At 61.1% G+C, this 13461-nt stretch carries 12 protein-coding genes; 2 read left to right on the top strand and 10 right to left on the bottom strand.

The window, feature by feature from the left end; genetic code table 11:
- Positions 1-91 precede the first annotated feature (91 nt).
- Positions 92-1105: a tRNA dihydrouridine(20/20a) synthase DusA gene (gene dusA / locus EE36_RS12025; RefSeq protein ID WP_005852596.1), complete on the top strand. Its 1014-nt coding sequence runs from the start codon at positions 92-94 to the stop codon at positions 1103-1105.
- Between the two features lie 37 nt (positions 1106-1142).
- Complete coding sequence (locus tag EE36_RS12020) at positions 1143-1964, top strand: sulfite exporter TauE/SafE family protein (protein WP_005852594.1); 822 nt, start codon at positions 1143-1145, stop codon at positions 1962-1964.
- Between the two features lie 16 nt (positions 1965-1980).
- Here EE36_RS12020 and EE36_RS12015 read toward each other — a convergent pair whose 3' ends face one another.
- The 10 genes from EE36_RS12015 to glpD form a co-directional block, all read right to left on the bottom strand.
- Positions 1981-3114 carry an iron-containing alcohol dehydrogenase gene (locus EE36_RS12015; RefSeq protein WP_005852592.1) on the bottom strand — a complete coding sequence of 378 codons (1134 nt, stop codon included), beginning with the start codon at positions 3112-3114 and terminating at the stop codon, positions 1981-1983.
- Positions 3115-3118: 4 nt separating this feature from the next.
- A complete protein-coding gene (locus EE36_RS12010; RefSeq protein WP_005852590.1) occupies positions 3119-4102 on the bottom strand; it encodes a class 1 fructose-bisphosphatase in 984 nt (327 codons plus the stop codon).
- Between the two features lie 10 nt (positions 4103-4112).
- A complete protein-coding gene (gene glpK / locus EE36_RS12005; RefSeq protein WP_005852588.1) occupies positions 4113-5600 on the bottom strand; it encodes a glycerol kinase GlpK in 1488 nt (495 codons plus the stop codon).
- A 153-nt stretch (positions 5601-5753) separates the two neighbouring features.
- The gene (locus EE36_RS12000; RefSeq protein ID WP_037943910.1) at positions 5754-7475 is read right to left on the bottom strand and encodes an ABC transporter substrate-binding protein; all 1722 of its coding nucleotides are present in this window, start codon (positions 7473-7475) and stop codon (positions 5754-5756) included.
- Between the two features lie 71 nt (positions 7476-7546).
- Positions 7547-7819, bottom strand: coding sequence for a DUF2160 domain-containing protein (locus EE36_RS11995; RefSeq protein WP_005852584.1), 273 nt, complete (start codon positions 7817-7819; stop codon positions 7547-7549).
- A gap of 24 nt (positions 7820-7843) precedes the next feature.
- A complete protein-coding gene (locus EE36_RS11990; RefSeq protein WP_005852582.1) occupies positions 7844-8683 on the bottom strand; it encodes a carbohydrate ABC transporter permease in 840 nt (279 codons plus the stop codon).
- Complete coding sequence (locus tag EE36_RS11985; RefSeq protein WP_005852580.1) at positions 8683-9555, bottom strand: carbohydrate ABC transporter permease; 873 nt, start codon at positions 9553-9555, stop codon at positions 8683-8685. Before EE36_RS11985 ends, EE36_RS11990 begins: the two co-directional genes overlap by 1 nt.
- 51 nt (positions 9556-9606) lie before the next feature.
- The gene (locus EE36_RS11980) at positions 9607-10686 is read right to left on the bottom strand and encodes an ABC transporter ATP-binding protein (protein ID WP_005852578.1); all 1080 of its coding nucleotides are present in this window, start codon (positions 10684-10686) and stop codon (positions 9607-9609) included.
- Between the two features lie 15 nt (positions 10687-10701).
- A complete protein-coding gene (locus tag EE36_RS11975) occupies positions 10702-11790 on the bottom strand; it encodes an ABC transporter ATP-binding protein (protein WP_005852576.1) in 1089 nt (362 codons plus the stop codon).
- 13 nt (positions 11791-11803) lie between these two features.
- The gene (gene glpD, locus EE36_RS11970; RefSeq protein WP_005852575.1) at positions 11804-13417 is read right to left on the bottom strand and encodes a glycerol-3-phosphate dehydrogenase; all 1614 of its coding nucleotides are present in this window, start codon (positions 13415-13417) and stop codon (positions 11804-11806) included.
- Positions 13418-13461: the final 44 nt, after the last annotated feature.

The raw sequence follows: 13461 nt of genomic DNA, 5'->3' as shown, positions 1-13461 counted from the left end.
CCCTGCCCCTTGCCATGCCCGCCCCGCTATAGCATTGACCCTCCCGAACCCCCATATTTCCAGCTCGATAGACGATAAGGCTTAGACCATCATGGGACATAGATCCGATCTCACCCGCGCTGCACGGCTTTCGGTCGCCCCGATGATGGACTGGACCGACCGGCATTGTCGCTACATGCACCGGCTGTTTTCAAAGCAGACGTTGCTTTATACGGAAATGGTGACCTCGCCTGCCTTGGTACGCGGCGGCGCGTTGCATTTGCTGGATCACGATACCTCGGAGCATCCCGTGGCCTTGCAGCTTGGCGGGTCTGACCCGGACGAGCTGGCCGAGGCGGCGCGGATCGGGGCGCAGGCGGGGTATGACGAGATCAACCTGAACGTCGGCTGCCCGTCGGATCGCGTGCAATCGGGCTGTTTTGGCGCGGTGCTGATGGAGCAACCGGCGCTGGTGGCGAAATCCGTCGCGGCGATGCGCCGCGCGGTGGATGTGGACGTGACCGTCAAATGCCGGATCGGCGTGGATGACCAGAACCCCGCCGAGGTGCTGCCCGAGTTTCTGGCGCAGATCGTCGGCGCGGGCTGTGAACGGGTGACAATCCACGCGCGCAAAGCGTGGCTGCAGGGGCTCAGCCCCAAGGAAAACCGCGACATTCCCCCCTTGGACTACGAGCTGGTGCACCGGATGAAGGGGCTGTTCCCGAACCTGCATATCTCGATCAACGGGGGCATCACCTCGCTGGATCAGGCAGAGGCGTTTCTGGACGCCGGTCTGGATGGCGTGATGATCGGGCGCAGCGCCTATCATAACCCGACCGATATTCTGGCGCAGGCGGATCGCCGCATTTACGGCACCGGCGCAGACACCACGCCCGAGGATGTCGTGGCGCAGATGCTCCCTTATATCGACGCGCATATCGACGGCGGCGGCAAGCTGAACCAGATCACACGCCATATGATGGGGCTCTTTGCTGGTCGCACCGGCGCACGGGTCTGGCGGCGCACCCTGTCCGAGCAGGCCTCCCGCCCCGGTGCCGACCGTCAGGTGCTGCTAGAGGCGCTGGATACGATGCAAACACTGGCCGAGGCGCAAGAAGCGGTATAGCAACAGGGGCAACCGCACGACATTCAGGATCGCCCCCATGCAAGACCCCACCCTCCTTCTGCAGATTGTCCTTATGATCATGGCCATCGGTGCCTTTGCCGGTGTGATGGCGGGGCTGCTGGGTGTCGGTGGCGGTATCGTCTTGGTGCCTGCGTTCTTCTATGCGTTCCAAGCGCTTGGCTATGACAGCCCGCAGCTGATGCAGATGTGTCTGGCGACCTCGCTGGCGACGATCATCGTAACCTCGCTGCGGTCGGTGCACAGCCACAATAAAAAGGGCGCGGTCGATTGGGCGATCCTCAAGACATGGGCACCGGGGATCGTGATCGGGGCCATCATCGGGATGCTGGTGGTGGCACAGCTGCGCACGAGCGTCTTGCAGGGCATCTTTGGCGGGCTGGCGCTGGTCGTCGGACTATACATGGCCTTTGGGCGGGCGCATTGGCGCTTGGGACAGGCGATGCCCCGTGGGGCCGCGCGCGCGGCGTTGTCGCCCTCTGTCGGGTTTCTATCAGTACTGATGGGGATCGGCGGCGGCAGTTTCGGCGTGCCGCTGATGAGCCTGTTCAACGTGCCGATCCACCGTGCCGTGGCGACGGCTGCGGGGTTTGGCGTGCTGATCGCCGTGCCCTCTGTCATCGGGTTCCTGCTGGTTGATGCCGCGCCCAACAGCCCGCCGCTGACGGTGGGGGCGGTGAACCTACCCACCTTCGCGATTGTGATCGCCATGACGCTGATCACCGCACCGCTGGGGGTTAGACTGGCCCATGCAATGGACCCGAAACCGTTGAAACGGGTGTTCGCGGTCTTCCTGATCCTCGTGGCGCTGAATATGCTGCGCAAATCGCTGGGGCAGTAATACGCCCCGACAGGCGTCAGGCGCGCAGGATGGCGATCAGTTCGTCCTGTGTCAGCGCGAAGGGCGTGCCCTTCATCGAGGATGCACCGGCGGACAGGCGTGCCACCTCTGCGTGATCCTCGGGGTTCAGCCCCATCTCGGTCAATGTCCGCAGCCCCATCTGACGGGACCAATCGCGCAGGGCGGTGATCCCTGCCCCGTCTTGAACGTCTAATGTCGCGTCGATCAGCCCAAGCACCCACATCAGGCGCGTGTGGACCTGCGTGCCGGCCTCTGCCTTTTCCAAGTGAGACGCCAGCACCGCGGGCAGAAGCGCGCCGCAAATCTCTCCGTGGGGGGCACCGGTCTGGCCGCCGAGCACACCGGCAAAGCCATGCACCGCCCCCAGCCCCGCATTCGCCAAGGCCAAGCCACCGCAGGTGCTGACCCAAGCCATGTCGTCCCACGCTTCCGCTGCGTCTTGTTCAACCACGGCGCGCAGGGCGGCCAGCCCCTTGGGGATCGCCGCCTGACACAGCGCATCCGTCATCGGCGTCGCTTTGATGGACAGGTAGGGTTCGATCACCTGCGTGACCGCATCCAGCCCCGCCGCAAGGGTTACGCGGCGCGGTGCGCCCTGCATCAGCCCGGCATCCACGATGGCGATATCGGGAATCATCCGCGCGTCGCGCAGGCTGACCTTGACCCCATGTTCCGGCACGGCAATCACCGCGTTCTTGGTCACCTCTGCCCCTGTGCCCGCCGTGGTCGGCAGCGCGATCATAGGCAAAGGTGCGCGGTCGAGCGGTTTACCGCCCCCCACCCCTTCGAGGTAGTCCAGCGGTGCCCCCGCGCAGGGGATCAGCGCCGCGAGCGCCTTGGCAAAGTCGATCACCGATCCGCCGCCAAGTGCTACGACCACATCCGGCCGATCTGCGGACACACGGGCGAGTGCGGCTTCCAACGCAGGCAGGCTCGGCTCGGACCCGCAGCTTTGTGTGGTGACCGACAGACCCGCCGCGCGGCAATCCTCGACCAACCAAGCCGCCCGCGCTGCATTGGAGCCGTGCACGATCAGCACATGCGTCCCAAAGCCAGCGGCCAGCGTGGCCGTCTGCGCGGCCTGTCCACGTCCGAAATGCAGCGCTTGCGGAGAGAAGAACGAGAACATCGGCTTAGCTGTCAGCGGCGTCTTTGTGGTAGCTGTCAAGCACGGCAACCTCGTCGCGCGAGCCAAGGATCACCGGAACGCGCTGGTGCGGTGCCGTGGGGGCGACGTCCATGATCGCGCCCTGCCCCGTCGATGCAGCACCGCCTGCCGCTTCGATCACCATCGCCATCGGGTTCGCCTCGTACATCAGACGCAGCTTGCCGCCGGTTTTCTGGTTGTTGCTGTCAGCGGGATACAGAAAGACGCCGCCACGCGTGAGGATACGGTGCACATCCGCGACCATGGACGCGGTCCAGCGCATGTTGAACGACCGGCCACGGGGGCCTTCCTTGCCCGCGATGGCCTCGTCCACATAGCGGCTGACGGGCGCATACCAATAGCGTGCGCGTGACGTGTTGATCGCATATTCCGACGTCTCGGCGGGCACGGTCATTTTGGGGTGCGTCAGGCTGAATTCGCCGGTGTCCGGATCGCTGCTGAAGCCTGCCACCTCGTCACCCTTGGTCACCACAAACATGGTCGAGGGGCCGTAGATCGCATAGCCTGCGCAAATCTGGTTGCGGCCGTTGTGCAGCACGTTGCGGTCACCATCGGCCTGCACCTGCATGACCGAAAAGATCGACCCCACCGACAGGTTCACATCAAGGTTCGACGACCCGTCCAGCGGATCGAAATACAGCAGGTAGTCGCCCTTTTGCGGCTCTTTCAGCCAAGTGACCTCTTCCACCTCTTCCGACACAAGTGCGGCGACACGCGGGCTGTTGGCACACTCACGCTCGAACACGTCATTGGCCATGATATCCAGCGTCTTTTGCGCTTCGCCCTGCACGTTGATCTCTCCGGCGGCACCAAGGTTGCCCTCGAAGGCACCACGACGCACGAGACCGGCGATCAGTCGCGACGCCGATGCGATGTCTTCCAGCAGAAACACCAGATCGGGGTCAAAGCTGTTTTGGGTCAGATACCGGCGAAGCGTTGGGGCTGTCATGGGGAGTTCCTTAAAAATTCAGGGTCGCGTCAACGGCCTTTTTCCAGAGCGCATATTTCGCGTCGCGCTGGTCATCGTCCATTTTCGGCGTGAATTGGGTTTCCTGTGTCCACGATTTCGCGAACTGTTCCTGATCAGGATAAACGCCCGCGTGCATCCCCGCAAGCCACGCGACCCCGAGGGCGGTGGTTTCATGCACGGTGGGCCGGTCAACGGGAGCGGCGATGATGTCGGACAGGAATTGCATGGTCCAGTCGCTGGCAGACATACCGCCATCGACGCGCAAGGTGGGCTGCACGCCATCTGCTTTCCAGTCGGCAGACATCGCTTCAAGCAGGTCGCGTGTCTGGTAGCCGACGCTTTCCAGCGCCGCGCGGGCCATTTCGGCGGGCCCCGTGCCACGGGTCAGCCCAAAGACCGCGCCACGACAATCGGGGTTCCAATAGGGCGCACCCAGCCCGACAAAGGCAGGGACGAGTACCACGTTCTGATGCGGGTCCGCCTGTTCGGCCAGCCCTTGCGTCTCGGCCGAATCCTGAATGATCTGCAAACCGTCGCGCAGCCATTGCACCACGGCCCCCGCGACAAAGATCGATCCTTCCAGCGCGTACGTCGGCTTGCCGTCGAATTGATAAGCAATGGTGGTGAGCAGCCGGTTTTCCGACCGCACCGGCGTGTCGCCCGTGTTCATCAGCGCGAAACAGCCCGTGCCGTAGGTGGATTTCAGCATCCCCGGCTCGAAACACGCCTGCCCTACCGTGGCCGCCTGCTGGTCGCCCGCGACCCCGTGGATCGGCACGGCAGCGCCCAGAACATCCGCATCGGTATGGCCGAAATCATCGGCGCAATTCTTGACCTCTGGCAACATCTCCATCGGGATGTCGAGCAGGTCACAGATCGAACGGCTCCACCGGCCTTTGCGGATGTCATACAGCATGGTGCGCGCGGCGTTGGTGGCATCCGTCGCATGGGACGCCCCGCCGGTCAGCTTCCAGATCAAAAAGCAATCGACAGTGCCGAACAGCAGCTCGCCCTTGGCGGCACGGTCGCGCGCGCCTTCGACATTGTCCAATATCCACGCCAGCTTTGTGCCCGAGAAATACGGGTCCAGCAGCAGGCCGGTGCGGTCGGTGAACATCTCTTCGTGGCCCGCATCGCGCAGGGTGCGGCACTGGCTGGCGGTGCGGCGGTCCTGCCAGACGATGGCGTTATAGATCGAGCGGCCGGTCTGCTTGTCCCAGACCACAACGGTCTCGCGCTGGTTGGTGATGCCAATGGCGGCGATATCGCCTGCCGTGATCCCTGCCTTGTCGATCGCCCCGCGGCAGGTCGCCTGCGTGGTGCGCCACAGATCATCGGGATCATGTTCAACCCAGCCGGACTGGGGGAAATGCTGGGGAAATTCTTCCTGGGCGCTGGCAATCGACGTCATCGTGTCATCGTAAACGATGGCCCGTGTGGAGGTGGTGCCTTGGTCAATGGCAAGGATATACGTCATGCGCGTCCCTTTGGAAGTGTAGCAACCGTCAGATGGTGCCGTATCCTAGCAAGGGTCGGCAGGCCCGACCAGATGTCAGGGCAATGACGGATGTCGGCGTTGTAGGAAAATCAAAGGTTCCGGGGCCAGCGAACCGGCCCCGGAAAGAGTGGCTTACTGCCAGGATTTGATCAGCTCATCATAGGCGATGGTCTGTGGCTCTTCGTCTTCGCTTTCCAGTTTCGCTTTGGGCGAACCGGGCTGGGACAGCCAGTACTCTGGGTCACGCTCTTCGTTCATCTTGGGGCCGATGTCCCCTTGAACGCCGGCACGCTCCAGACGGATCAGGACTTTTTCCTGATCGGCGCACAGGGCATCCAGCGCTTCCTGAGGGGTCTTCGCACCGGACATGGCGTCGCCGATGTTCTGCCACCACAGCTGCGCCAGCTTTGGATAGTCAGGCACGTTGGTACCAGTTGGGGACCACTGAACGCGCGCGGGCGAACGGTAGAACTCAACCAGACCACCCAGTTTCGGTGCACGCTCTGTAAAGCTTTCGTGCTGGATCGACGATTCACGGATGAAGGTCAGGCCAACGTGGCTTTTCTTGACGTCCACAGTCTTGGAGGTGACGAACTGCGCATAGAGCCATGCGGCCTGTGCACGGTCGACCGGCGTGGATTTCATCAGCGTCCATGACCCGGCATCCTGATACCCGATCTTGGTGCCTTCGGTCCAATAAGCACCGTGGGGCGAAGGTGCCATGCGCCATTTCGGCGTGCCATCTTCGTTCATCACGGGCAGGTCAGGCTCTACCGACGCGGCGGTAAAGGCGGTGTACCAGAACATCTGCTGGGCCACGTTGCCCTGCGCCGGAATTGGGCCCGCCTCAGAGAAGGTCATGCCCGCAGCCGCCGGAGGCGAATACTTCTGCAGCCATTCGATCGCTTTGGTCACAGCATAGACCGCTGCTGGCCCGTTTGTGGCACCGCCACGCGCAACGCAAGAACCCACAGGCTGCGAGTTTTCGTTGACGCGGATACCCCATTCGTCGACGGGCAGACCGTTTGGCTCGCCCACGTCACCGGCACCGGCCATCGACAGCCACGCATCGGTGTAGCGCCAGCCAAGCGACGGGTCTTTCTTGCCGTAGTCCATGTTGCCAAAGACTTCGCCTTCGACGCCAAGACGCGACAGGTCGCGACCGGTGAAGAATTCCGCGATGTCCTCATATGCGGACCAGTTGACCGGAACACCCAGATCGTAGCCATATTTCTCTTTGAAATCAGCCTTGTTCTGTTCGTCGTTGAACCAATCGTAGCGGAACCAATACAGGTTCGCGAACTGCTGGTCGGGCAGTTGGTAGATCTTGCCATCGGGGCCGGTCGTGAACGACAGGCCGATGAAGTCTTCAAGGTCAAGACCGGGGTTGGTCACGGCCTTGCCTTCGCCTTCCATCCAGTCGGACAGGTTGCGGGCTTGCTGATAGCGCCAGTGCGTCCCGATCAGGTCGGAATCGTTGATATAGGCGTCATAGATGTTCTCGCCCGACTGCATTTGCGTTTGCAGCTTCTCGACAACGTCCCCTTCGCCGATCAGGTCATGGGTGACCTTGATGCCGGTGATCGCTTCGAAAGCGGGGGCCAGAACGGTGGATTCGTAGGTGTGCGTGCCGATTGTCTCGGACACGACGTTGATCGACATGCCTTCAAACGGTTTTGCAGCGTCGATAAAGAACTGCAGTTCGGCTTCCTGGTCTTCCCGCGACAGCGCGGAGAGATCGCCGATTTCCTTATCAAGGAAAGCCTTTGCGGCCTCCATGTCGGCGAACGCAGGTGCGGCAAACATGCAAGCCGCAAGCCCGATCGCAGTCGTTCCCTTTAAGCGCAAGTTCATGATGTTCCTCCCTAGAATTGAACATTTGAGAGGTCCGGTTCTTGCAGGCCGGCCCCCCTTATTTTCCTTTCCTAAACCCAGCGGAAAACCGCGATGGCGTAGAAAAGGCAGACAACCAATGCCCCCCATTGGGGCGCACTGAGCAGCCCGAGCCAAGCCAGATTGATAAAGGCCGAGCCCAGAAGCGTGATGAACAACCGGTCACCGCGCGTCGTTTCCATCCCCAGTATACCGGCGCGCGGCACTTCGGGGAATTTGATTGCAAGGATCGTAAAGGTGATCAGCGTCACCGCGATGATCCCAAAGAAAGCGGCGGTGGGCCAAGTCCAAGCCATCCAGTCCATAATGTTTCCTCCGGTCTTTCTTTGTTAAACGCGGCCCAAGGCAAAGCCTTTGGCGATGTAGTTGCGCACGAAATAGATCACCAAGGCACCCGGCACGATGGTCAGCACCCCTGCCGCGGCCAGCACGCCCCAGTCGATCCCGGCGGCGCCGACAGTACGGGTCATGGTGGCGGCAATCGGCTTGGCGTCCACGCTGGTCAACGTCCGGCTCAGCAACAGCTCAACCCAGCTGAACATGAACAGGAAGAAGGCCGTGACCCCGATCCCCGAGGCGACCAGCGGCGTGAAGATCCGGATGAAAAAGCGCGGGAAGCTGTAGCCGTCGATATAGGCCGTCTCGTCGATCTCTTTCGGGACACCGCGCATGAACCCTTCGAGGATCCACACCGCCAGCGGCACGTTGAACAGACAATGCGCCAGCGCCACAGCAATATGCGTGTCGAACAACCCGACGGAGCTATAAAGCTGGAAGAACGGCAGCGCGAAAACCGCGGGCGGGGCCATCCGGTTGGTCAGCAGCCAGAAGAACAGGTGCTTGTCGCCCATGAAGCTGTAGCGCGAGAAGGCATAGGCCGCCGGCAGCGCCACCGCGAGCGAGATCACCATGTTCATCACCACATAAGCCATCGAGTTCAGATAGCCCGTGTACCATGACGCATCCGTCAGGATCGTCATATAGTTGTCGAAGGTCAGATCACGCGGCCACAGGGTAAAGCTGTTGAGGATCTCTGTGTTGGTCTTGAGGCTCATGTTCAGCAGCCAATAGATCGGCAGCAGCAAGAACAGCAGATAGAGCGCCATGACAACCGCATTGCCCTTGATCTTGGGCAGGGCAAACCCTCTTTTTTGTGCAAGATCAGACATCAGTGGCCATCCCTTTTATCGAGGTTCGTCATCACGGTGTAGAACACATAGGAGATCAGCAGGATCACCAGATAATACATGATCGAGAACGCCGCCGCAGGACCAAGGTCAAACTGTCCGAGGGCCATCTTGACCAGATCGATCGACAGGAAGGTGGTAGAGTTACCAGGCCCCCCGCCCGTCACGACGAACGGTTCGGTGTAAATCATGAAGCTGTCCATAAACCGCAGCAGGATCGCGATCATCAGAACGCCCATCATCTTGGGCAGCTCGATATAGCGGAAGACTTTCCAGCGGCTCGCCTGGTCGATCTTGGCCGCCTGATAGTAAGCATCGGGAATAGATTGCAGACCGGCATAGGCCAGCAGCGCCACCAGCGACGTCCAGTGCCAGACATCCATCACGATCACAGTGATCCATGCGGCATAGAAATCCTGGGTGTAGTTATAGTCGATGCCCAAGGCTGACAGCGTGTAGCCCAATAGGCCAATGTCCACGCGGCCAAAGATTTGCCAGATGGTGCCGACCACGTTCCACGGGATCAGCAGCGGCAGTGACATCAGGACCAGACACAGAGACGCCCAGAACCCTTTCTTGGGCATGTTCAGCGCCACGAGGATCCCCAACGGGATTTCAATCGCCAGAATGATCACCGAAAAGGCGATCTGACGGCCCAAGGCGTTCCACATCCGCTCTGATTCAATCATCTCGCGGAACCAGTCGAGGCCAGCCCAGAAGAACTGGTTGTTCCCGAAGGTATCCTGCACCGAATAGTTCACCACGGTCATCAGCGGGATCACGGCAGAGAAAGCCACCAGCAGCAGCACGGGCAACACAAGGAACCAGGCCTTTTGATTGACGGTCTTGTTCATGACGCGGTCCTTTCAGCGAGGGTCAGCGGGAAAGCGGCGGATTGGATCATCTTAGGCCCCCTGCGGCGCAACGCGCCAGCTGTTGGCATAGACATTCACCCCGGCAGGGTCGAAAACAATGCGGTTCATATCCGGCGAAATCTCGGCACCTTCTTCGGCGATCACGTTGATTTCACTGCCATTAAAGTCAGCACGCACGATCTTGTGGCGGCCCACGTCCTCGATCCGCTTGATCGTGACAGGCAGCCCCGCCGCGCCCGTGGCAAGCCGTGTGAATTCGGGGCGCACGCCCAGTTCGACCTTGCCGTCCAGCGGCGCAAAGCCGTGTCCCAAGTCGATCTCGTGGCCGCCAATGACGGCCTTGTCGCCGGTCACCGTCGCGTCCAGCACATTCATACCGGGCGAGCCGATGAAATAGCCCACGAAGGTGTGCTGTGGTGTCTCGAACAGCTCTTGCGGGGTGCCCATCTGCACAACGCGGCCGTCATACATCACGACGACTTTGTCAGCAAAGGTCAGCGCCTCTGTCTGGTCGTGGGTCACATAGATCATGGTGTGACCGAATTCATGGTGCAGTGACTTTAGCTGCGTGCGCAGTTCCCACTTCATATGGGGGTCGATCACGGTCAGCGGTTCGTCAAACAGCAACGCGTTCACGTCCTCGCGCACCATCCCCCGCCCGAGCGAGATTTTCTGTTTCGCATCCGCCGTCAGCCCGCGCGCCTTGCGGTTCAGCATGTCTTCCATGCCGATCATCCCCGCAATCTGCTGCACGCGCTGCGCGACATAGGCCGCATCTGCCCCCCGGTTACGCAAGGGGAACGCCAGATTGTCGCGCACGGTCATCGTGTCATAGACCACCGGAAACTGGAAAACCTGCGCGATATTGCGCTTGGTCGTGGGATCGTTGGTCACGTCACGGTCGTTGAACAGGATGCGGCCCTGACTGGGGTGCAGCAGGCCCGAGATGATGTTCAGCAACGTGGATTTCCCGCAGCCCGACGCGCCCAAAAGCGCATAGGCTTCGCCGTCCACCCAATCGTGGTTCAGCTCTTTCAGCGCGAAATCATCTTCGCTGGTGGGGTTGGGCAAATAGGAATGCGCCAGGTTATCAAGGGTGATTTTTGCCATTGGTCCGGTCCTCCCTCAGGCCGCTGCCGCATAGGATGCGGGGGCCACGGATGTGCCGTCTTCGGCAAAGATGTAAACATGTGTCGGGTCAAGATAGACGTTCAGCGGAGCCCCGATCTTGAGGTCTTTGACCCCGTGCACCAGACCGACCCAGTTTTCACCGTGGTGATCAAGGTGGATAAAGGTTTCCGACCCCGTGATCTCGGTCACGTTCAGCTTGCCCGCAAACTCCAGCGCGTCGTCAGACTGCTTGGACAGTTCAAGGTGATTGGGGCGGAAGCCCGCAACATAGCTGCCATCGGCCACGGTCTTGAAGTTCCCGAAGGTCGCGACCTTGTTGCCATCGCCAAAGGTCAGCGTGTCGCCGGCCTTGGTGATGTTGAGAAAGTTCATCGGCGGGTCAGAGAAGACGCGCGCGGTCGTGGCATCGACGGGCTGGCGGTAGACCACGGGGGTCAGGCCGAATTGCGTGATGCGCCCTTCCCACAATGTGGCGGTGTGCCCGCCCAGCAAAAGCGCCTCTTCCGGTTCGGTCGTGGCATAGACGAAGATCGAGCCTGCTTCTTCGAAGATTTTCGGAATCTCGGCCCGCAGCTCTTCGCGCAGTTTGTAATCGAGGTTCGCCAGCGGTTCGTCCAGCAGCACCAGTCCCGCGTCCTTGACCAAAGCCCGGGCCAGCGCGCAGCGTTGCTGTTGCCCGCCCGACAGTTCCAGCGGCTTGCGGTCCAGCATCGGCGTCAACTGCATCAGATCGGCGGCCTTGCGCACGGCACTGTCGATCTCGTCCTTGGATTTTCCCAACAACCGCATGGGGCTGGCGATGTTGTTGTAGACGGTCATCGACGGGTAGTTGATGAACTGCTGATACACCATCGCCACACCGCGATCCTGAACGCGCATGCCGGTGACATCCTCGCCGTTCCAGATCACCTTGCCGGTGTTGGGCACATCCAGCCCCGCCATCAACCGCATCAGGGAAGTCTTGCCCGCAGATGTCGGCCCCAGCAGCACGTTCATGGTGCCGGACTGCAGCTCAAGATCTGTCGGATGAATATGCGTCTGGCCGTTTACGACCTTGGACACGCCTTGCAAAACGAGCGACATGTTCCTCTCCCCTTCACGCGCCAGTGGCGGCTGTAGTGTTGTCGGCGGGCGTGGCGGTGGTTTCCACCATCCATGCTTCCAACGTGTTCAATTCATCCGCGTCAAGCCGCAGGCCCAGTTTGGACCGGCGCCAGATGATGTCGTCAGCGGTGCGGGCAAATTCCTTGTCGATCAGCCACTTGGCCTCACGCTCGGTCAGGGTCGCACCGAAATCACGCCCCAGATCTGCCGCGGTGTGCGCGTCGCCCAAGACATCAAATGCCTCGCGCCCATAGGCTTTGACCAGACGATCCGCCCAACGTTGGGTCAAAAAGCCGTAGCGGTCCTGCAACCCTTGTTTCAACGCCGCCACGCCGTCTACCGGAAAATCGCCGCCAGGCAAGGCGACACCCGCCGTCCAGGGTTTGGCGTCATTGGCGAAATAGGGCTGGATCTTCTCTAGCGCGCTTTCGGCCAAACGGCGGTAGGTGGTGATCTTGCCGCCAAAGACGTTCAGCACCGGCGCACCGGCGGATGTGTCGACCTTCAGCACATAGTCTCGCGTTGCCGCCGTGGCAGAGCTCGCCCCGTCGTTATACAGCGGGCGCACGCCGGAGTAGGTCCAGACGATATCGTCGGTGGTGATCTGCTTTTTCAGGTATTTGGACGCAAAACGCACGAGGTAATCCTGCTCCTCGGGGGTGCAGACCGGCTTTTCGGACACATCCGTGTGGTCGGCATCTGTGGTGCCGATCAGGGTAAAATCCGTCTCGTAAGGAATGGTAAAGATGATACGCCCGTCTTCGCCTTGGAAGAAGTAGCATTTGTCGTGGTCATACAGCTTGGGCGTCACAATGTGGCTGCCCCGCACCAGCCGCACCCCTTCCGAGGAATTGATGCGCACAGTGTTGCGGATCACGTTTTCCACCCACGGGCCACCGGCGTTGACCAACATCTTGGCCTGTACCACGCGTTGGGGGCCGCCGTCTTTCGGTTCCAGCGTGACCTGCCACACGCCGTCGACCTGCTCGGCCGAGACGACCTTGGTGCGGGTGTTGATCCGCGCACCACGGGCTTGGGCGTCGCGGGCGTTCAGCACCACCAGACGGCTGTCTTCGATCCAGCAGTCGGAATACTCATAGGCCTTTTCGAACTTGTCCTGTAGCGGTGCCCCCTCGGGGGCCTGCGTCAGATCGACCGCGGTCGTCCCCTTGAGGATCTGCCGTCCGCCCAGATTGTCATACATGAACAGACCCAAGCGGATCAGCCACGCGGGGCGGCGCCCCTTCATCCACGGCATGAACACGTTCAGAAGCTTTGAGGTGGGCGTATCCCCCTCGAACCGCATATCTTTATGATAAGGCAGCACAAACCGCATCGGCCAAGAGATATGCGGCATCGCTTTCAGCAGGGTTTCGCGCTCGATCAAAGCCTCGCGGACAAGGCGGACCTCCCAGTATTCCAGATAGCGCAGCCCGCCGTGAAACAGCTTGGTCGAGGCCGAGGAGGTCGCCGAGGCCAGATCGTTCATCTCTGCCAGCTCGACGGTAAACCCACGGCCCACGGCGTCGCGTGCAATGCCGCAGCCGTTGATCCCTCCGCCGATCACAAAGAGATCGACGCTGTGTTCTGTTTCAAGCTGGCTCAATGAAGCCTCCCCGCATCATTTTCGCGTCTCGCAGCTAGGTTTGC

The organism is Sulfitobacter sp. EE-36 (genome assembly GCF_000152605.1).
Lineage (GTDB): Bacteria > Pseudomonadota > Alphaproteobacteria > Rhodobacterales > Rhodobacteraceae > Sulfitobacter > Sulfitobacter pontiacus.
Note: the sequence above shows the minus strand (reverse complement) of the source record. Positions and strands in the feature narration are given on the sequence as shown.

Bases quoted from the DNA above. Each gene is read 5' to 3' on its own strand.
- dusA (WP_005852596.1), top strand. From the start codon at position 92: ATGGGACATAGATCCGATCTCACCCGCGCTGCACGGCTTTCGGTCGCC.
- EE36_RS11990 (WP_005852582.1), bottom strand. From the start codon at position 8,683: ATGTCTGATCTTGCACAAAAAAGAGGGTTTGCCCTGCCCAAGATCAAG.
- EE36_RS12015 (WP_005852592.1), bottom strand. From the start codon at position 3,114: ATGTTCTCGTTCTTCTCTCCGCAAGCGCTGCATTTCGGACGTGGACAG.
- EE36_RS12020 (WP_005852594.1), top strand. From the start codon at position 1,143: ATGCAAGACCCCACCCTCCTTCTGCAGATTGTCCTTATGATCATGGCC.
- EE36_RS12010 (WP_005852590.1), bottom strand. From the start codon at position 4,102: ATGACAGCCCCAACGCTTCGCCGGTATCTGACCCAAAACAGCTTTGAC.
- EE36_RS11975 (WP_005852576.1), bottom strand. From the start codon at position 11,790: ATGTCGCTCGTTTTGCAAGGCGTGTCCAAGGTCGTAAACGGCCAGACG.
- EE36_RS12000 (WP_037943910.1), bottom strand. From the start codon at position 7,475: ATGAACTTGCGCTTAAAGGGAACGACTGCGATCGGGCTTGCGGCTTGC.
- glpK (WP_005852588.1), bottom strand. From the start codon at position 5,600: ATGACGTATATCCTTGCCATTGACCAAGGCACCACCTCCACACGGGCC.
- EE36_RS11980 (WP_005852578.1), bottom strand. From the start codon at position 10,686: ATGGCAAAAATCACCCTTGATAACCTGGCGCATTCCTATTTGCCCAAC.
- EE36_RS11995 (WP_005852584.1), bottom strand. From the start codon at position 7,819: ATGGACTGGATGGCTTGGACTTGGCCCACCGCCGCTTTCTTTGGGATC.
- EE36_RS11985 (WP_005852580.1), bottom strand. From the start codon at position 9,555: ATGAACAAGACCGTCAATCAAAAGGCCTGGTTCCTTGTGTTGCCCGTG.